Origin of the sequence: Flexivirga caeni (assembly GCF_003724155.1) — a bacterium.
Classification (GTDB): Bacteria; Actinomycetota; Actinomycetes; order Actinomycetales; family Dermatophilaceae; genus Flexivirga; species Flexivirga caeni.
In genome coordinates, this window is sequence record NZ_RJJQ01000010.1 from 25,743 (window position 1) to 42,623 (window position 16,881).

At 68.0% G+C, this 16,881-nt stretch carries 24 protein-coding genes; 9 read left to right on the top strand and 15 right to left on the bottom strand.

The features are described from left to right. Positions 1–10: 10 nt before the first annotated feature. On the bottom strand, positions 11–184 hold the full coding sequence (locus EFY87_RS20910) for a hypothetical protein (protein WP_245988578.1): 174 nt from the start codon (positions 182–184) through the stop codon (positions 11–13). Here EFY87_RS20910 and EFY87_RS21340 point away from each other — a divergent pair. Beyond that, entirely contained in the window at positions 149–433 is a 285-nt protein-coding gene (locus tag EFY87_RS21340) for a double zinc ribbon domain-containing protein (RefSeq protein ID WP_425459360.1), read from the top strand. The genes EFY87_RS20910 and EFY87_RS21340 overlap by 36 nt on opposite strands. 11 nt (positions 434–444) lie before the next feature. On the opposite strand, the gene EFY87_RS10220 is transcribed toward EFY87_RS21340, so the two are convergent. Together EFY87_RS10220 and EFY87_RS10225 are read right to left on the bottom strand one after the other, a co-directional pair. Then, positions 445–966: a cupin domain-containing protein gene (locus EFY87_RS10220; RefSeq protein WP_123271391.1), complete on the bottom strand. Its 522-nt coding sequence runs from the start codon at positions 964–966 to the stop codon at positions 445–447. Positions 967–1,015: 49 nt separating this feature from the next. Further along, positions 1,016–2,716: an ABC-F family ATP-binding cassette domain-containing protein gene (locus EFY87_RS10225; protein WP_123271392.1), complete on the bottom strand. Its 1,701-nt coding sequence runs from the start codon at positions 2,714–2,716 to the stop codon at positions 1,016–1,018. A 117-nt stretch (positions 2,717–2,833) separates the two neighbouring features. Between EFY87_RS10225 and EFY87_RS10230 the strand changes: the two genes are divergently transcribed. The 4 genes from EFY87_RS10230 to EFY87_RS10245 are packed head-to-tail and all read left to right on the top strand — an operon-like array spanning position 2,834 to position 5,405. Continuing rightward, positions 2,834–3,034, top strand: a complete 201-nt coding sequence (locus EFY87_RS10230; protein WP_123271393.1) for a hypothetical protein — start codon at positions 2,834–2,836, stop codon at positions 3,032–3,034. 34 nt (positions 3,035–3,068) lie between these two features. After that, positions 3,069–3,833: a LamB/YcsF family protein gene (locus EFY87_RS10235; protein ID WP_123271394.1), complete on the top strand. Its 765-nt coding sequence runs from the start codon at positions 3,069–3,071 to the stop codon at positions 3,831–3,833. Beyond that, complete coding sequence (locus EFY87_RS10240) at positions 3,823–4,470, top strand: 5-oxoprolinase subunit B family protein (RefSeq protein WP_158607582.1); 648 nt, start codon at positions 3,823–3,825, stop codon at positions 4,468–4,470. The genes EFY87_RS10235 and EFY87_RS10240 overlap by 11 nt, the downstream gene beginning before the upstream one ends. Beyond that, on the top strand, positions 4,467–5,405 hold the full coding sequence (locus tag EFY87_RS10245; protein ID WP_123271396.1) for a 5-oxoprolinase subunit C family protein: 939 nt from the start codon (positions 4,467–4,469) through the stop codon (positions 5,403–5,405). The genes EFY87_RS10240 and EFY87_RS10245 overlap by 4 nt, the downstream gene beginning before the upstream one ends. Here EFY87_RS10245 and EFY87_RS10250 read toward each other — a convergent pair. Then, complete coding sequence (locus EFY87_RS10250; RefSeq protein ID WP_123271397.1) at positions 5,311–5,811, bottom strand: NUDIX hydrolase; 501 nt, start codon at positions 5,809–5,811, stop codon at positions 5,311–5,313. The two genes, EFY87_RS10245 and EFY87_RS10250, sit on opposite strands and share 95 nt — an antisense overlap. 33 nt (positions 5,812–5,844) lie before the next feature. Next, complete coding sequence (locus EFY87_RS10255; protein ID WP_123271398.1) at positions 5,845–6,675, bottom strand: tRNA pseudouridine synthase A; 831 nt, start codon at positions 6,673–6,675, stop codon at positions 5,845–5,847. Positions 6,676–6,758: 83 nt separating this feature from the next. Between EFY87_RS10255 and EFY87_RS10260 the strand changes: the two genes are divergently transcribed. Then, positions 6,759–7,919: an MFS transporter gene (locus EFY87_RS10260; RefSeq protein ID WP_245988579.1), complete on the top strand. Its 1,161-nt coding sequence runs from the start codon at positions 6,759–6,761 to the stop codon at positions 7,917–7,919. Between the two features lie 280 nt (positions 7,920–8,199). On the opposite strand, the gene rplQ is transcribed toward EFY87_RS10260, so the two are convergent. From rplQ to EFY87_RS10300, 8 genes are all read right to left on the bottom strand, one after another. Next, the gene (gene rplQ / locus EFY87_RS10265; RefSeq protein ID WP_123271400.1) at positions 8,200–8,931 is read right to left on the bottom strand and encodes a 50S ribosomal protein L17, sunset domain variant; all 732 of its coding nucleotides are present in this window, start codon (positions 8,929–8,931) and stop codon (positions 8,200–8,202) included. 67 nt (positions 8,932–8,998) lie between these two features. Next, positions 8,999–10,018, bottom strand: a complete 1,020-nt coding sequence (locus EFY87_RS10270; protein ID WP_123271401.1) for a DNA-directed RNA polymerase subunit alpha — start codon at positions 10,016–10,018, stop codon at positions 8,999–9,001. 283 nt (positions 10,019–10,301) lie between these two features. After that, a complete protein-coding gene (gene rpsD / locus EFY87_RS10275; RefSeq protein ID WP_123271402.1) occupies positions 10,302–10,910 on the bottom strand; it encodes a 30S ribosomal protein S4 in 609 nt (202 codons plus the stop codon). Positions 10,911–10,943: 33 nt separating this feature from the next. Next, positions 10,944–11,345, bottom strand: a complete 402-nt coding sequence (rpsK, locus tag EFY87_RS10280; RefSeq protein ID WP_123271403.1) for a 30S ribosomal protein S11 — start codon at positions 11,343–11,345, stop codon at positions 10,944–10,946. A gap of 62 nt (positions 11,346–11,407) precedes the next feature. After that, positions 11,408–11,782: a 30S ribosomal protein S13 gene (rpsM, locus tag EFY87_RS10285; protein WP_123271404.1), complete on the bottom strand. Its 375-nt coding sequence runs from the start codon at positions 11,780–11,782 to the stop codon at positions 11,408–11,410. Positions 11,783–11,985: 203 nt separating this feature from the next. Next, positions 11,986–12,099: a 50S ribosomal protein L36 gene (rpmJ, locus tag EFY87_RS10290; RefSeq protein ID WP_019286332.1), complete on the bottom strand. Its 114-nt coding sequence runs from the start codon at positions 12,097–12,099 to the stop codon at positions 11,986–11,988. A 64-nt stretch (positions 12,100–12,163) separates the two neighbouring features. Continuing rightward, positions 12,164–12,385: a translation initiation factor IF-1 gene (gene infA, locus EFY87_RS10295; protein ID WP_006946284.1), complete on the bottom strand. Its 222-nt coding sequence runs from the start codon at positions 12,383–12,385 to the stop codon at positions 12,164–12,166. Positions 12,386–12,629: 244 nt separating this feature from the next. Next, the gene (locus EFY87_RS10300) at positions 12,630–12,944 is read right to left on the bottom strand and encodes a hypothetical protein (RefSeq protein WP_123271405.1); all 315 of its coding nucleotides are present in this window, start codon (positions 12,942–12,944) and stop codon (positions 12,630–12,632) included. 10 nt (positions 12,945–12,954) lie between these two features. Between EFY87_RS10300 and EFY87_RS10305 the strand changes: the two genes are divergently transcribed. The 3 genes from EFY87_RS10305 to EFY87_RS10310 all read left to right on the top strand — a co-directional run bounded on the left by EFY87_RS10305 (position 12,955) and on the right by EFY87_RS10310 (position 14,287). Beyond that, positions 12,955–13,230 (top strand): hypothetical protein, encoded by a 276-nt coding sequence (locus EFY87_RS10305; RefSeq protein WP_123271406.1) that lies wholly within the window; start codon positions 12,955–12,957, stop codon positions 13,228–13,230. After that, positions 13,227–13,355 carry a hypothetical protein gene (locus EFY87_RS21140; protein ID WP_281276194.1) on the top strand — a complete coding sequence of 43 codons (129 nt, stop codon included), beginning with the start codon at positions 13,227–13,229 and terminating at the stop codon, positions 13,353–13,355. The genes EFY87_RS10305 and EFY87_RS21140 overlap by 4 nt, the downstream gene beginning before the upstream one ends. 83 nt (positions 13,356–13,438) lie before the next feature. After that, positions 13,439–14,287, top strand: a complete 849-nt coding sequence (locus tag EFY87_RS10310; RefSeq protein ID WP_123271407.1) for a metallophosphoesterase — start codon at positions 13,439–13,441, stop codon at positions 14,285–14,287. Positions 14,288–14,296: 9 nt separating this feature from the next. On the opposite strand, the gene EFY87_RS10315 is transcribed toward EFY87_RS10310, so the two are convergent. Both EFY87_RS10315 and EFY87_RS10320 read right to left on the bottom strand, forming a co-directional pair. After that, the gene (locus tag EFY87_RS10315; protein ID WP_158607583.1) at positions 14,297–15,127 is read right to left on the bottom strand and encodes a glutamate ABC transporter substrate-binding protein; all 831 of its coding nucleotides are present in this window, start codon (positions 15,125–15,127) and stop codon (positions 14,297–14,299) included. A gap of 11 nt (positions 15,128–15,138) precedes the next feature. Beyond that, positions 15,139–16,746 carry an amino acid permease gene (locus EFY87_RS10320; protein ID WP_220093595.1) on the bottom strand — a complete coding sequence of 536 codons (1,608 nt, stop codon included), beginning with the start codon at positions 16,744–16,746 and terminating at the stop codon, positions 15,139–15,141. Positions 16,747–16,881 lie beyond the last annotated feature (135 nt).

The following is a 16,881-nucleotide window of genomic DNA, read 5'->3' on the forward strand; positions in this document are numbered from 1 at the left end:
GCCCGGCGAGCTAGGAGCGGGCCGGTGCTGGAATGACCGCCTCGGCCAGTGCGTGAACTGCGCGCCGCTCCTCGATGACGAGTTGAGCCGGCTGCAGCACGACGCCCAGCGGGAGCAGATCCGCACCAAGCTGGAATCCACGGACCTGCTGACCGGAGTCGACGTCACCGCCGACAACCGGCACGGCTGCCCGTCGTGCGGTGCGCGCACGACACCCGGCGCCAAGTTCTGCATGGAGTGCGGCGCCCCCGTCGCGGCACACACCCAGTGCTCGTCGTGCAACAGTGAGCTGGCCCCCCCGGCGCGAAGTTCTGCGCCGAGTGCGGGACGAAAATGTCCTGAGCTGGAAGTGCCGCCCCCGACGAATGTGTCCCAAACCGTTCGGCAGGCAGATCCTGAACCGGCTGCCTTCGATGGGCTTTCATCCCGCTGAGTTCTGCTACGTCAGCCGGTGATCGTCACCTGTGACCAGTCCAGGTCGTCCAGGTTGACGACAATCGCTTCCTGGGTGGTGCGGGCGATCACCACAACGGCCTCGACGTCCGGATCCGGGTTCTCCTCGCGATGCGGCACGTATGGCGGGACGAACACGTAGTCGCCAGGACCGGTTTCGACCACCTGCTCGCGCGGTTCACCGCCCTCGACATCCAGGAAGACGAAGCGTGGATGCCCGGACACGACGTAGATGGCCGTCTCCGACGCACCATGGTGATGGTTCGCGGACGCGGTGGACGCGGGCACATGGGTCTGACCCATCCAGAGACTCTTCGCGCCCACCGTCTTGCCGCTGATCGCCTCCAGCCGCCGCATGCCCGTCGTCTGGCCGGTGTCGCCCACCAACCCGGACGGCGCGACGTGGTGCAGCGCGCGGTGGAACGGGTCGATCACCGCGGGCACCAGCGCGCCGCTCGGGGTGCGGATGAACTCTCCGTCGCCGGAGCCGGCCGGCACGTGTTCGATGGGCATGCTCTTCTCCTTGTCGGCGGTGGTGCGTGCCTTCCACGGTATGACGTCGTCACCGCGCGCGATCCACGCGCTCCTCGTCCCACACCGGCTCCGGCGCCTCGCGTACCTTGCCGTCAGATCCGAAGACCAGGAAACGGTCGAATCCCCTTGCGAACCAACGGTCGTGGGTCACCGCGACTACGGTGCCGTCGAACGCGTCGAGCCCGGCTTCCAGCGCCTCGGCCGAGTGCAGGTCGAGGTTGTCGGTCGGCTCGTCCAGGAGCAGCAACGTCGCGCCGGACAGTTCCAGCAGGAGAATCTGGAAGCGCGCCTGCTGCCCGCCTGACAGCGAGCCGAAGGTCTGCTCGGCGGAGCGGGCCAGCTCGTAGCGGTCCAGTGCGCGGGAAGCCTGCTCCCGCGCCATCCCGTCGCGGTGCTCGTCGCCCCGGTGCAGGATCTCCAGCAGGGTCCGCTTGTCCCACGCGCCGGTGCTGCCCGCCTGCGCGGACTGGGCGAACCAGCCCGGCCGCACTCGGGAGCCGAGGCGCGCAATCCCTTGGTGCGCCACCGGTCTCGGCGGGTTGTCCCCGACCGGCCGGTGCTCGATGTCCGGGTCGGAACCGCCGCGTGCGAGCAGTCGCAGGAAGTGCGACTTGCCCGACCCGTTGGAGCCCAGCACCGCGACGCGCTCGCCATACCAGACCTCGAGGTCGAACGGCTGCATCAGCCCGGTCAGTTCGAGTCCGTCGCAGACGACGGCCCGCTTGGCGGTGCGACCGCCGGCGAGGCGCATGCTGACGTGTTGCTCGAACGGCACCACCTCGGGCGGCCCGGCGTCCTCGAAGCGCGCCAGCCGGGTCTGCGCAGCGCGGTAGCGAGCGGCCATGTCGGAGTTGAATGCCGCCTTGATCTTGTACATCTGCACCAGTTGCTTGAGCTTCGCGTGCTCCTCGTCCCAGCGCCGGCGCTGCTCCTCCAGCTTGTTGATGCGGTCGATGCGCGCCTGGTGGTAGGTCGTGAAACTGCCCGGATGCACCCAGGCGTTGGCTCCGGCCGCCGCCGGCTCCAGGGTCGCGATGCGGGTCGCGACATTCGCCAGCATCTCGCGGTCGTGGCTAATGAACAACACCGTCTTGGCCGAGGCGACGATCTGCTCCTCCAGCCACCGTTTCGTCGGCACGTCGAGTGAGTTGTCCGGCTCGTCGAGCAGCAGCACCTCCTCGGGGCCGCGCAGCAGCGCCTCCAGCACGATGCGCTTTTGCTCGCCACCGGAAAGCGTTGACACGTCACGGAACTGAGCCCGTTCATACGGAATGCCGATGGCCGCGACCGTGCAGACATCCCACAACGTCTCCCACTCATAGCCGCCGATCTCCGCCCAGTCCGCGAGCGCCTGAGCGTAGGCGAGCTGGGCGGGTTCGTCGTCGCGCTCCATGATCGCCAGCTCGGAGTCGTCCACCGTCTTCGCCGCCCGGCGGATCGGCTCCGGTGCGACCGTGAGCAGCAGGTCGCGGACGGTGAACTCGTCGCCTTCGGCGCGGCCGCGCCCGATGAACTGCGGCATCACCGCCAGACCGCCGGATCGGGTGATCGCGCCCTCATGCGCATCCAACTCGCCGGAGATGATCCGCAGCAGCGTCGTCTTGCCCGTGCCGTTCGGCCCGACCAGCGCGACCTTCGCGCCCTCCCCCACCCGCAGGCTGACGCCACCAAGCAGCGGACGCCCGTCGGGGAGGAAATAGTGCACGCTGTTCACGTCGATATGGCCCACGACCGTCAAGCATCACGCACCGACCGGTCCGGCGTCATCTTGGTTTCGATCCAGCCAATGACAACCGGATGCCGCTGTCAGGTGGTCTACTGACTACCAACCGTCGCAGGAGGAACAATGTTCTGGATCTACTTCTTGATCGTGGTGGCCGTCTTCTGTGGCGGCCTGATCGCCCTGACCGCCTACCGCAGGCACGGGATGGGCGCGATCCCCGGGCTGCGAAACGATCCTCGTGATCACCCCTCGGAGCAGCAGGCGACGGCGATGAACCAGATCCACAACCGGGGCGGCGGTCCGCCGCCGGGGAGCCCGTTCTGAGCCGGCCCGTAGGCTTCGGTTCTACGCTGAGGTCGTGCGCGTCGACCTGAACGCCGACCTCGGCGAATCCTTCGGCCGGTGGCGCCTCGGCGACGACGAGGCGCTGCTGCCACTGGTCTCCTCGGCCAACGTCGCGTGCGGTTTCCACGCCGGCGATCCAGCGACGCTGGTGCGGACGTGTGCGGCCGCAGCAGCGCAGGGGGTGCGGATCGGCGCGCAGGTCTCCTATCGCGACCTGGCCGGCTTCGGCCGCCGCTTCATCGACGTCACACCCGATGACCTGTATGCCGATGTGCTCTACCAGATCGGCGCGCTCGACCAGATCGCGCGCAGCACCGGTAGCCGGGTGAGCTACGTGAAGCCGCACGGTGCGCTCTACAACGCCGTCGTGCACCACGAAGAACAAGCCGCCGCGATCGTTGCCGCCGTCGTCGCCACCGGCCGTGAACTGCCGGTGCTCGGGCTGTCGGGCTCCGCGCTGCTCGCAGCGGCAAGTGCGGCCGGACTGCGCGTCATACCAGAAGGATTCGCCGATCGCGCCTATTCGCCGGCCGGCACACTGGTGCCGCGCACCGAGCCGGGTGCCGTGTTGGACGACGCCGCGACGATCGCGCAGCGCGCGGTGCGTATGGCGCGCGACCACCAGGTCGTCGCGATCGACGGGACGGTCATCGACGTGGCGCCCGAATCCGTCTGTGTGCATGGGGACTCACCTGGTGCCGTTGCCATGGCCAGCGCAGTCCGCGCGGCACTGGCCGCGGCGGGCGTCGAAATCAGGTCGTTCGCCGATGGAGCCTGACCTTCGGGTGCTGCCCTACGGCCGGCGCGCGATGCTCGTCGAACTGCCCGACGCACGCACCCGCCGGGCGGTGACGCGGACGTTGCAGGACCACACGGTGCCCGGTGTCGACGTCGTGCCCGCAGAGTCGACGATCCTGCTCGACATCTCCGACCCGGCGGTGCCCGACGACGCGGCGAGGGCGTTACTCGCCGACGCGCGGCGCATGGTCGACGCGCTCGATCTGGCCGCGCTGCCGCCCGAGGAGGTGCGCGGCGGCACGCCGGTCACGATCGACGTGCAGTATCACGGGCCTGATCTCGCCGAGGTCGCCGAGCTGTTCGGCGGGTCCGTCGACGCGTTCATCGACTGGCACACGGCGACACCCTGGATGGTCGAATTCCTCGGTTTCATGCCGGGTTTCGGCTATCTCACCCGGCCCGATCACGCCGAGCGAGTCGCCCGGCGCGAGTCGCCGCGCAGCGTCATACCGGCCGGGTCAGTCGGTCTCGCCGGAAGCTACTGCGGCATCTACCCCGGCACGTCGCCCGGCGGCTGGCAGCTCATCGGCCACACCGACACGGTGCTCTTCGACCCCTCCGGCGCTGGCGCACTGCTGCGCGCGACCGACAGCGTGCAGTTCCGGGCCGGCCGATGACCGAGGTCGAGATCCTGGCGACCGGGCCGCAGTGCCTGGTCGAAGATCTGGGCCGTCCGGGGCATGCCGGTGAAGGCGTGACCCTCTCCGGCGCGCTCGACCGCCGGTCTCTCCGGCAGGCAAACCTGTTAGTGGGCAACGAGATCGACGCGCCTGGCCTGGAGATGCTGCTGGGTGAGGTCACCTTCCGCGCTGACGGCGACGTGCTGGTCGCCGTCACGGGTGCGTGGTGCCCGGTCTCCATCGACGACGTGGCTGCCGAGTTCGGCACGCCCGTGCCCGTCCCGGCCAGGTCGGTGCTGCGCGTCGGCCGGGCCGAGCACGGGCTGCGTTCCTACCTGGCGGTGCGCGGCGGCCTGGCTCCGGCCGGAGCATTCGCCGGCTCGTGGAGCACCGACACCTCCAGCGGCATCGGCCCGCCGCCGGTGCAGGCGGGCATAAGACTTCCGGTCGGGCGGCAGACTGCTGGAGCACCGTTGGCCGTCGCGGTGCCGCCCGCAACCCGGCCAGTCGGCGACCTGACGCTGACGCTCACCCCCGGCCCGCGGGCCGGCTCGATCGACGCCGACGCGCGCCGCCGCCTGGTGACCAACGTGGGCCATATCGACTCGGCGAGCGACCGGATCGGCATACGCATCAATGGTTTCGACGTCGACCCGGCACCCGGCACCGGAGCGAGCGAGGCCCTGCCGCTCGGCGCCGTGCAGGCGCCACCGAGCGGCGAACTGATCGTCTTCCTCGCCGATCACCCGACCACCGGCGGCTACCCGGTGATCGGCGTCGTCGACCTGCCCGACCTGGACCGGCTTGCCCAGTGCGCGCCGGGGCAGCCGGTGCGATTCACGCTCCGGGGCGCCTTGTCGCGGTCGCCAGCCACACCGCCTCCAGCACCTCGGGAAACGTCGCGCCGTCCGCGGCCAGCTCGTCATACGTGAACCAACCGTGCTCGTCGATCGTGCCGGCCTCCAGGCCGTCCTGACCGTCGAACGACACGACGAAGTCATCGACGTCGAGCGCGAAGAACGTCTGCTGCTGGACGATATGCCGACCGGCCCAATCGAAGCGAATCTCGTTGGTTGTCAATGGTCCCCGCAGGTCAGCGGGCGACGCAACCAGACCAACCTCCTCCGCGAGTTCACGCACCGCAGCCGCTCGCAGATCCTCCCCCGGCTCGACGGCGCCACCGATCGTGAACCAGAACGGCTCATCGGTGTGGTCCGGGTCCCAGCCGTGCAGCAGCAGACAGCGCCCGTCAGCGCGGCGTAAGGGTATGACGCGGCCGGTGTCGCGACGGATGGTTGCGCCGCGTGGCGGCAAGGGCTCCGCACCGTGATTCGTCATCCCGGCAGCATCGCACGGCCACGCACTCCTTGCTCAAGGGAGTTCGCGCACCGCGCGCGACGCGTCGGCGCGTGTCGCGAGCTCGTCGTCCGGCGGGTAGCTGACCTCCTCCAGGCACAGACCGTGCGGCGGCATCACCGTCACGCCCGGGTCGCGGCGCCCGGCGGTCAGGACCTCCAGCGGCCAGTCGACCGGCCGCCGGCCCAGCCCAACCGGCACGACGGCGCCGACCAGCGAGCGCACCATCGAGTGGCAGAAGGCGTCGGCGACGACGGTGCCGACCAGCACACCGCCGGCGTCGCGGTGCCAGTCGTAGTCGAGCAGGGCGCGGACCGTGGTCGCGCCCTCACGTTTCTTGCAGAACGCCGCAAAATCCTTCAGTCCCAAGAGTTTTCGTGACGCATCAGCCATTGCGGACACATCGAGCGGCCCCCGGATGGCGACCGTGTCCCGCCGGCGTGTGGGGTCCGCCGCAGCCGGGTCGTCGACGATGCGGTAGCTGTAGCGGCGGGAGACCGCCGAGAAGCGGGCGTCGAATCCGGTGGGAGCAACGGACACCCGGTGCACCACCACATCGGGCGGGAGCACCCCGCCCAGCCGGGTGACCGCGGCCTCGTCGGGCGAGCGTGTGGAGCGACCCGGCAGGGCGGCATACAACTGCTCGTCGACGTCGACGTGACAGACGGCGCCGCGCGCGTGGACCCCGGCGTCAGTGCGCCCCGCGACCGTCAGCTTCGGCGGATCGCAGCGCAGGATCGTGCCCAGTGCCTCGGCGAGGCTCTGCTCGACGGTGCGGCGCCCCGGTTGCGCGGCCCAGCCGGAGAAATCGGTGCCGTCATACCCAAAGTCGATCCGCAACCGCATCCGGCCAGCCTAGCTGCCGGCATACATGGTCAATCGTCCAATTCGGCCCCGCGCCGGTCCCGCACCGTGCCAAGATGCCCCACGTGAGCTACTCGCCCCGGGCCGGGATCACAGCCGGCTACTTCGCGCAAGGCTGCGTGTTCCTGTCCCTGACGACACGACTGCCGAAGCTCGAAGACCATTGGGGTCTGTCCCAATTGGGCCTGACACTCATCATGCTGATGATCGTCCTGCTGGCCGGCGCCGGCTCGCTCCTGGCGGAGAAGGTCGCCCCACGCCGCGGCAGCGCGATCGTGCTGCGCGCCGGGCTCTTCGCCATCGGGGTCGCCCTACTCGTCAGCGGCAACTCCCCGAACGTGCCCGTTCTGGTCGTCGGACTGGCGGTGTATGGCGTGGCACTCGGCATGGTCGACGCGAGCACCAATATGCAGGCCGTGTCGCTGGAACACCAGGTACAGCGCACGGTGCTGCCGTCATTCCACGGCTCGTGGACCGCGGGCGGAATCGTCGGCACGCTGCTCACCCTGGCTCTCCCGCACGAGTCGGTCGCGATGCTGTCGAGCGCGCTGGCGATCCTGCCGGTGGTCGTGGGCTGCGCGCGCTTCCTGCCCGGCTCCGGCAGCGTCCCGACACCCGAGTCGGCGCACGGCATCCCATGGCGGCCGATCCTCGTGGTCGGTGCCGCGTGCGTCATCTTCTACACAGTCGACACGGCGTCGACGACGTGGGGCTCGGTCTACTTCGACCACACGCTGCACGCGCCGAGTGGTCTTGTCGCGCTTGCGACGCTGCCCTATCTGGTGGCGTCCTTCGCGGCCCGGATCGCGGGCGACCGGTTCACCGACCGGTTCGGCGCACCCCGGCTGTTGCGCTCCGGCGCGGTCGTGGCAGTCGCGGGCCTGGTCGTCGTGGTGCTCGCGCCGAACTGGCCGGTCGGCGTGCTCGGCTTCCTCGTCCTCGGCGCCGGCATCGCCGTCGTCGCGCCGCTGTCCTTCTCCGCGGCGGCGACCCTCACCCGGTCGGGCGGCGCCGCACTCGATCCGGAGGTAGCCCGCGCCCGAACCGACGCCGTCATCGCGCGCTTCAACCAGTTCAACTACGCCGGCGCGCTGATCGGCTCGGTGCTCACCGGCGCGATCGGCACCGGCTCGCTGCGACTCGGGTATGCCGTGCCCATCGTCCTGGTGATCGCGCTGTTCCCGCTGGCCGCCAGCTTCGAGCGGAGCAGGCTTGCGGCCGGCTGAAGGTGCGCGCCTGCTGCGCCATACCTCGAAGCCGACCTTCGCCATTGACGGCTGAACCGGCCGTTGACGGTGCTGCTGCGCCGTCAGCCGCCGGCTCGACCGTCAATGGAGAACTGGGGCGTCAATCGCGGACTCACCCGTCAGACATGGCACTGGCCCGGACCCGCTGGTGCGGATCCGGGCCACGGATGCTGCTTTCCCGCGAGTGACGGTCCGCTCGCCGAATGACGGTGCAATTGGCGCGTCACTCGGCGAGGAAGCCGTCACTCGCAGAGGTGGGTCACTCCTTGTCGGAGTTCTCCTCGTCGGCGGATGCTTCGGCGTCAGCGTCCTCGACCTGCTGGGCGTCCTCGCCACCGGCCGGCTCGAAGCCTGCGGCCTCGGCAGCCTCGGGGGTGGTGAACCAGACCTCGGCGACCGTCGCGTCATACCAGCGCGAACCGGGGACGTGGTACTTCATCGAGTCCTCGTTGCCCTTGACCGGGAACTTCTCGGCGTCGGGCGAGAGGCCACCGTCGACCGGTGCAGCGGACTCGGGGCCGTACTTGCCCTCCTCCGTCGCCTCCAGCTCGGGCGCCGCAGCCTCTTCCTTGACCGCACGCTTGGTGGCGGCCTCGGCCTCGGCGACGACGGCGCGCTTCGGCTTGGCATTGACCGGCTCGCGAACGAGCTCGATCACGGCCATCGGCGCGTTGTCGCCCTTGCGGGGACCGATCTTGGTGATGCGGGTGTAGCCGCCCTGACGGTCGGCCATGTCCGGCGCGATCTCGGTGAAGAGACGGTGGACGACGCCCTTGTCACGGATGACCGTCATCACGCGACGCCGCGCGTGCAGGTCGCCACGCTTGGCGAAGGTGATCAGGCGCTCGGCGAGCGGGCGCAGGCGCTTGGCCTTGGCCTCGGTCGTCGTGATCCGGTCGTGCTCGAACAGTGCCTGCGCCAGGTTGGCCAGGATCAGCCGCTCATGCGCGGGGCCGCCACCGAGACGGGGACCCTTTGTTGGGGTAGGCATTACTTCTCCTTGTATGTCGAATCACGTTGCCGTGCAACGCGACTCAGCGAACTGTGGTGGCGGTTGCTCAGTACTGCTCATCCTCGGCGAAGCCGCCGTCGACGTCCTCGTCGTCATACCGGTCGGCGATCGCGCTCGCGTCGAACCCGGGAGGGCTGTCCTTGAGCTGCAGGCCCATCTCGACCAGCTTGTCCTTGACCTCGTCGATCGACTTGGCACCGAAGTTGCGGATGTCGAGCAGGTCGGCTTCGCTGCGCCCGACGAGTTCGCCCACGGTGTGGATGCCCTCGCGCTTGAGGCAGTTGTAGGAGCGGACGGTCAGGTCGAGATCCTCGATCGGCAGCGCCAGGTCGGCCGCCAGTGCGGCGTCGGTCGGGCTTGGGCCCATGTCGATGCCCTCGGCCTCGACGTTGAGCTCGCGGGCCAGGCCGAAGAGCTCGACCAGGGTCTTGCCGGCGGACGCCATCGCGTCGCGCGGGGCGATCGCGTTCTTGGTCTCGACGTCGACGACCAGCTTGTCGAAGTCGGTGCGCTGCTCGACACGGGTCGCCTCGACCTTGTAGGTCACGGCGAGGACCGGCGAGTAGATCGAGTCGACCGGGATGCGGCCAATCTCGTGGTCGGCCGACTTGTTCTGCTGGGCCGAGACGTAGCCGCGACCGCGCTCGACGGTCAGCTCCATCTCGAGCTTGCCCTTGTCGTTCAGGGTCGCGATGTGCAGGTCGGGGTTGTGCACCTCGACACCGGCCGGCGGCGCAATGTCGGCGGCGGTGATCTCACCCGGGCCCTGCTTGCGCAGATACATGACGACCGGCTCGTCGTGCTCGGAGGAGACGACCAGGCCCTTGACGTTCAGGATGATCTCGGTGACGTCCTCCTTGACCCCGGGGATCGTGGAGAACTCGTGCTGCACACCGTCGATGCGCAGGCTGGTGACGGCGGCACCCGGGATGCTGGAGAGCAGGGTGCGGCGCAGAGAGTTGCCGAGCGTGTAGCCGAAGCCCGGCTCCAGCGGCTCGATGACGAAACGCGAACGGTTGTCGGAGACGACCTCTTCGCTGAGTTGGGGGCGCTGTGCGATAAGCACTTCTTCTTTTCCTTTCCACTGGCCACCGCTATATGAGGCCTAGTGCAATCCGGTGGGCGACTCGGTATGCGCCGACCGTTATTCAGTTGTATGCCGTGCCAGTTCTGACGAGTGACGGTCATTCGCTCGAGTGACGGTGAGTTTCCACCGTCACTCGGCGAAGAAGCCGTCACTCGCCATACCCGACGTCACGGCCCGGACCAACCTGCCCACACGACGAGCCGGCCGCGAGGAGGCGGAGCCGATATGCATCGGCGACAAGAATTGGCCCGAGGAACGAGGGCTAATTCTTGGAGTAGAGCTCCACAATCAGCTGCTCGGTGAGCGGGATGTCGATCTGCTCACGGGTGGGCAGCGAGTGGATCAGGATCTGCAGCGTGCCGGGGACGACGTGCATCCAGGCCGGCGGCTGACGGTCACCGAAGGTCTCGCGGGCCAGCTGCACCGGGAACTTCTCCCGGGACTGCTCGCGGACGGTGATGATGTCGTACTGCTCGACGCGGTATGACGGGACGTCGACGCGCTTGCCGTTGACCTCGAAGTGACCGTGGGTCACCATCTGGCGGGCGGCGCGGCGGGTGCGGGCCAGGCCGGCGCGGTAGACGACGCTGTCCAGCCGCGACTCAAGGATGACCAGCAGGTTCTCACCGGTCTTGCCCTGACGACGGGCCGCTTCCTTGTAGTAGCGGACGAACTGCTTCTCCATCACGCCGTAGGTGAAGCGAGCCTTCTGCTTCTCCTGCAACTGGGTGAGGTATTCCTTCTCCTGCACCCGACCGCGGCCGTGCTGGCCGGGCGGGAAGGGACGCATCTCGAAGTTCTTGTCGCCGCCGACGAGGTCGGTCTTGAGGCGACGCGACTTCTTGGTGATCGGGCCGGTGTAACGGGCCATGAGTCAAATCTCCTAGTGAAAAAGTCTGGTCGCTCAGCTACGACGCTTGGGCTGGCGGACACCGTTGTGCGGCTGCGGGGTGACGTCGGCGATGGTGCCGACCTCGAGGCCGGCAGCGGCCAGCGAACGGATGGCGGTCTCGCGGCCCGAACCCGGGCCCTTGACGAACACGTCGACCTTGCGCATGCCGTGGTCCATCGCGCGGCGCGCGGCGGCCTCGGCGGCCATCTGCGCGGCATATGGGGTCGACTTGCGCGAGCCCTTGAAGCCGACCTGACCGGCCGACGCCCACGAGATCACGGCGCCACTCGGGTCGGTGATCGAGACGATGGTGTTGTTGAAGGTGCTGCGGATGTAAGCGTGACCCGCAGCGACGTTCTTCTTCTCCTTGCGGCGCACCTTCTTGGCGCCAGCCTGACGGCTCTTGGGAGGCATGAATTCTCCTGAAAACTAAAGACGAAAGAGTGTGAGGTGTCCCTGTCGCAGAGGCGACGGGATTACTTGGCCTTCTTCTTACCGGCGACCGTGCGCTTCGGACCCTTGCGGGTGCGGGCGTTGGTCTTGGTGCGCTGGCCGTGCACGGGCAGACCCCGGCGGTGGCGCAGGCCCTGGTAGGAACCGATTTCGACCTTGCGGCGAATGTCGGAGGCGATCTCACGGCGCAGGTCACCTTCGAGGCGGTAGTTGCCCTCGAGGTAGTCACGCAGTTTGACGACTTCGTCCTCGGAGAGGTCACGGACACGGGTGTCCGGGTTGACGCCGGTTGCGGCCAGCGTCTCGTCGGCGCGGGTCTTCCCGACCCCGAAAATGTAGGTGAGTGCGACCTCGACGCGCTTCTCGCGCGGCAGGTCGACACCGATCAAACGTGCCATCAGGCATTTCTCCTGTTGTCTCGTAGAGGTCTGGTGCGTGGCCGTTCCCGCGTCAGCCGGAGTGGCTGGTTGCTGGGTCCCGGGCCTCTACACCCGGGGTGACGTTCCCGTCATACGGATGACGGGAGGTGTGGGTCACGCGAATCGAAATGTTCAGTTGTGCTCTTGTGCGTCCTGGCGAAGAACGCGAGTCGTGCGGGTGATCAGCCCTGACGCTGCTTGTGGCGAGCGTTCTCGCAGATCACCATGACCCGCCCGTTGCGGCGGATCACCTTGCACTTGTCGCAGATCTTCTTGACGCTCGGCTGGACCTTCATCGCACCTTTTGTCTTGAAGTCGGGCTGCCGCGGGCGGCAGCGAGTTGCGAACGTGCCGAAAGAATCAGCGGTAGCGGAAGACGATCCGGCCGCGGGTCAGGTCATACGGGCTGAGCTCCACCACCACGCGGTCCTCGGGGAGGATCCGGATGTAGTGCTGTCGCATCTTGCCGGAGATGTGCGCGAGCACCTTGTGACCGTTGGTCAGCTCCACCCGGAACATTGCGTTCGGGAGGGCCTCGACGATCGTGCCCTCGATCTCGATGACACCGTCCTTCTTGGCCATGCCTTCCTAACTGATTCTCGGCGAGGCATTCTCCGGTTGAGAACGCCCCTGATTGCGTGGGTATGACGCTGCGCGCACCACATCCGGACACACACCGACCCCACTGCTTGGGGCGAACCCCGAACCAGGAGGTGGTGGCCGGCCGCCGCACAATGCAGACACTCCAGACCCGAACGGCTAGTCTACCGCCGACCTGCGAGCGCCCCAAATCGGCGGACCACGGCGGCGCTGGACGCGGAGGCGTCTAGCTGGTCGGTGCGGAGTACTGCGCCTCGATGCAGTATTCCTGCAGCGCCATCCCGGTCTGGTGGAACTGCTTCTGACACCACGACAACGCTTCGCCCTGAGTGTCGAAGTTGAACATCAGCATCGCGACCCAGTAGGTGTGGTCCAGCCGGCTCTGGTTGCCGTAGTCGGTGCTGCGCAGCACCCGGAACTTGCCGGAGTCCGCGGCGAACTGCTGGCGGTATCCCTGGAACTGCTGCCAAATGTCCAGGGCGGTGAAGGGAGTCGCCTGCTGCTGCAGGTCGGCGACACCGACGTACTTCGAGTCGAGCACGACCTGCCACTTGGAGTTGTGCGGAGAGCGGCGTTCGTCGGCGTCCGCCCAGGCGTTCAGTTGCTGGGTCGCTTCCGCGTCGCTGGTCGGCGCCGGTGACGGCGCTCCCGGTGTCGGTGCGACGTCCGACGCGGGCGAGGTCTGCGGCGCCGGGCTCTGCGGTGTGCTGGTGGCCGGCCGTGGCGCGCCCGTGCGAGTGGTCCGGCTGGTGGACGAATTCGTCGGCGGGCTGACCTGGGTGCTCCGGCCGGTCGGTGCACGATGTAGACAAGGCCACCGCCGATGATCAGGACGAACACGACGATGGCGGCGATCAGCGCGTTGCGAGTGCCGGTGCCGGGCGGACCGGCCGGACTCGCTGCCGGGACGGGCCGGTATGCCATGCGCTCCCCCTACCGCGGAACCAACTGATCCGTCAGAACAAGCCTCTGAGCCGGATGGTAAACGAATAACCCGCGCAGCACGAGGCAGCCGCGGCGTGCGAGGCTGACCCGATGAGCGAGCGGAGCGAGCACCGTAGTCGCGTCGCCGTCATCGGGGATGTCGGCGGTCATCTGGGACCGCTGCAGGACCTGCTCGTCCGCCTCGGGGTTTCGCCCGGGACGTGGGAGGTGCCGCCCGGGCTGATCATCGTGCAGGTCGGTGACCTCGTGCATCGCGGACCTGACTCCCCCGGTGTCGTGGAGTTCGTCGATCGCCTGCTGGTGGAGCAGCCCGGCCGCTGGGTGCAACTGGCCGGCAACCACGAGGCGCAATACCTGCGCGAGCCGGACTTCGACTGGCCCGAGCTCCTCGTGGGCAGCCCGGCCAACTCCCTGGTGCGCTGGTGGAACACCGCGAAAATGGTTGCGGCTGCAGTGATCGAGACACCGGACCGCGCGATCCTGGCCACCCATGCCGGACTGACCCGGGGCTATTGGGAGTGGCTGGGATCCGGCGACGCACGCCATACGGCACAGGCTCTACATCAACTCGGCCGCCAGACGCACGAGGCGCTCTTCCGCAGTGGCACCATGCTCGGCGGCGGGGCACCCGACCCCGCCGCCGGTCCGCTCTGGGCGGAGGCAGGATCGGAGGTGGCGAGCAGTTGGTGGTCGGGCGAGCCGGGTATGCCGTTCGACCAGGTGCACGGTCACTCCTCCGTCACGGACTTCCGCACCGGGCGACCGCGCACCGACGCCTTCGGTGCGGCGCTGCGGGCCGACACTGGTGCGGGGATCGAAACGATCACGCTGCCCAGCGGCGCGCGCCTCGTCGGCTGCGACCCAGGACACGGCCAGGCCCCCCAGCCGGGCTGGGAGGCCTGGATCGTTGACGACGCATGTGTCGTCGTCCCGCGATGAGCCGTCAGCTCACACGCAACTGACCTTCTTCGGCGGGTTCTGGCTCTTGTCGTAGGCGAAGTTGCCGAGGTTGTTCTTGACGATCTTCTTCCAGGTGCCGTCGTCGATGACCTTCTGCAACGCCTTGGCCGTCTGCTGGCAAGCGGGATCGCCGTGTTTCAGCCCGAGGCCGTACTTCTCCACGCTGAACGTCGAGCCGACGATCTTGAACTTGCCGGCGTACTGCTGCTGGGCGGAATAGCCGGCCAGGATCGCCTCGTCGGTCGTCATGGCGTCGACCTTGCCGTCGGCGAGGTCGAGCGCGCACCGCGTGAAGGAGTTGTACTTCTCGGGCACCAGCTTCGGCTGCTTGGCCAACAGGTTGTCCACCGAGGTGGTGCCGGTGACCGAGCAGACCTTCTTGCCGGCCAGGTCCTGCACGCCCTTGATCGGTGACTCGGTGCGCACCATCACCGCCTGACCCGTGACGAAGTAGGGCCCGGCGAAGCTCACCTGCTGCTCGCGCGCCGCCGTCATACTGAACGTCGCGGCCACCATCTGCACCGTGCCGTTCTCCAGCACCTTCTCCCGGTCTGGCGCGTTGGTCGGCACGAAATCGACTGAGCCATAACCGAGTTCGCCGGCAACGCAGCGCGCGATGTCGGCGTCCAGGCCGTGGATCTCCTGGCTGTCCTGATAGCCCAGACCCGGCTGGTCGGTGTCGATGCCGACCTTGAGTGTCTTGCCCTTGCCGGACAGCTTGCAGACGTAGGTCGGCTTCACCGGACCGCCGCCGGACGAGCTGCTGCTGCACCCGGCGGCGGCGAACGCGAGCGCGATCACGCCGGCTACGGCCGTCATACCGCGGATTCTCATGACTCCTCCTCCTCGGCCCGGCCCTCGGTGCCGGCCGCACGCTCAGCCGACGCCAGCACCGACTTCGGCAGGTCCATCCCTGGCGCGGGACCCTCCTCGGTCCAGTACGGCCCGAGTTGCCCGCCGCGATCGGCGCTGACAGCCTTGCGGACCGCCGTCCACCCGATGGCGAGCAGCACGACGATGACGGGGAGTCCGAAGACGACCACCAGGAAATCGGTCTTCTTCCAGAACTGCGTGCTCTCCTGCCATCCCGAGATGGCCAGTGCGATCAGCACGTATCCGAGGAACGCCAGGCCGATGATGCTTGTCCACGGATGTCCCGGCATCTGGAACGGACTTCGCTCGATCACGCCCTTGTTGACCAGATGTCGCAGCTGCAGCTGGCAGGCGAAGATCGTGCCCCAGGTGAACAGGATGCAGATCGAGGTCGCACCGAGCGCCGTCTCGAACGCGGACGCGTCGAAGAGATTGAGCACCGCACCGAAGACGTAGACGACCGCGGTCATCATGATGCCGGCCCACGGAACACCGGACTTGCTCATCTTGAGGGTGAACTTCGGAGCTTCCTTGGACATCCCCAGGCTGCGCAGCACGCGGCCGGTCGAATAGAGACCGGAGTTGAGCGAGCTCATGGCCGCGATGATCAGCACGATCTGGATCACGTCGCCCATCCAGTTCATGCCCATCTTGCCGAAGACCGTGACGAACGGCGATTCGGTGTCACCCGTCTTGGGGTTGGTGCCGTAGACGCTGGTCGGCAGCATGCAGGCCAGCAGCAGGATCGACCCGCAGTAGAAGACGCCGATGCGGAAGATGACCGCGTTGACCGCCTTGGGCACCTCGGTCGCGGCGTCCTTCATCTCACCGGCCGCGACACCGACCAGCTCGATCGCGGCGTACGCGAAGACCACGCCGGACAGGACGAGCAGCGGACCGTACCAGTTGTATGACGACGTCAGGTCCGGCCCGCCGTGTGACGGCCAGAACCCGCCGGCGTTGCTCCACAGGTTGCTGATGCCCGCCCGGTGGTCACCGATCTTGAACTGACCGATGACCATCACCAGACCGACCACCAGGAACACGACGATGGCGCCGACCTTGGCGATCGCAGCCCAGAACTCGAACTCGCCGAAGGCCGCCGCGGACAACAGGTTGACGACCAGCACGACGGCCAGGCCGATCAGCACCGAGACCGGCTTGGGGAAGCTCGGCCACCAGTGCTGGACGTAGAGGGCGACCGCCGAGAGCTCGGCGATGCCGGTCAGCGCCCAGTTGAGCCAGTACATCCAGCCGGTGATGAACGCCCAGCGCTCACCGAAGAATTCGCGCATGTAGGACACGAACGCCCCCGAGGTGGCCCGGTGCAGCACCAGCTCCCCCAGCGCACGCATCAGCAGGTAGGCGATGATGCCGGTAATGGCGTAGCTGACCACCAGCGCCGGGCCGACCGAGTGCAGCCGGGTCGCCGATCCCAGGAAGAGGCCAGTGCCGATGGCGCCGCCGATGGCGATCATCTGCACCTGGCGTTTGCCCAGCGATTGTTCGTAGCCGACTTGCTCGGCATCCAGGCTGCCGCTCGCAGCCTCCGCGGTGTCGGTCATCGATGTTCTCCTTCCTCCCCCTCCGAACGGTCCGCGCCGGACGGCCCGGACCCTCTGGGAGAATGCTGAGCAGTATGGCGCAGCAGGGCCCCAGATGGGCGCTTTGCGCTCACCTGACCACCCACTGGACACCAC

Coding starts and splice junctions, on each gene's coding strand:
- EFY87_RS10220 (WP_123271391.1), bottom strand. CDS start 966: ATGCCCATCGAACACGTGCCGGCCGGCTCCGGCGACGGAGAGTTCATC.
- EFY87_RS10230 (WP_123271393.1), top strand. CDS start 2,834: ATGTTCTGGATCTACTTCTTGATCGTGGTGGCCGTCTTCTGTGGCGGC.
- EFY87_RS10240 (WP_158607582.1), top strand. CDS start 3,823: ATGGAGCCTGACCTTCGGGTGCTGCCCTACGGCCGGCGCGCGATGCTC.
- EFY87_RS10245 (WP_123271396.1), top strand. CDS start 4,467: ATGACCGAGGTCGAGATCCTGGCGACCGGGCCGCAGTGCCTGGTCGAA.
- EFY87_RS10250 (WP_123271397.1), bottom strand. CDS start 5,811: ATGACGAATCACGGTGCGGAGCCCTTGCCGCCACGCGGCGCAACCATC.
- EFY87_RS10255 (WP_123271398.1), bottom strand. CDS start 6,675: ATGCGGTTGCGGATCGACTTTGGGTATGACGGCACCGATTTCTCCGGC.
- rplQ (WP_123271400.1), bottom strand. CDS start 8,931: ATGCCTACCCCAACAAAGGGTCCCCGTCTCGGTGGCGGCCCCGCGCAT.
- rpsD (WP_123271402.1), bottom strand. CDS start 10,910: ATGGCCCGTTACACCGGCCCGATCACCAAGAAGTCGCGTCGCCTCAAG.
- rpsK (WP_123271403.1), bottom strand. CDS start 11,345: ATGCCTCCCAAGAGCCGTCAGGCTGGCGCCAAGAAGGTGCGCCGCAAG.
- rpsM (WP_123271404.1), bottom strand. CDS start 11,782: ATGGCACGTTTGATCGGTGTCGACCTGCCGCGCGAGAAGCGCGTCGAG.
- rpmJ (WP_019286332.1), bottom strand. CDS start 12,099: ATGAAGGTCCAGCCGAGCGTCAAGAAGATCTGCGACAAGTGCAAGGTG.
- infA (WP_006946284.1), bottom strand. CDS start 12,385: ATGGCCAAGAAGGACGGTGTCATCGAGATCGAGGGCACGATCGTCGAG.
- EFY87_RS21140 (WP_281276194.1), top strand. CDS start 13,227: ATGATCAGGACGAACACGACGATGGCGGCGATCAGCGCGTTGCGAGTG.
- EFY87_RS10310 (WP_123271407.1), top strand. CDS start 13,439: ATGAGCGAGCGGAGCGAGCACCGTAGTCGCGTCGCCGTCATCGGGGAT.
- EFY87_RS10315 (WP_158607583.1), bottom strand. CDS start 15,127: ATGACGGCCGTAGCCGGCGTGATCGCGCTCGCGTTCGCCGCCGCCGGG.
- EFY87_RS10320 (WP_220093595.1), bottom strand. CDS start 16,746: ATGACCGACACCGCGGAGGCTGCGAGCGGCAGCCTGGATGCCGAGCAA.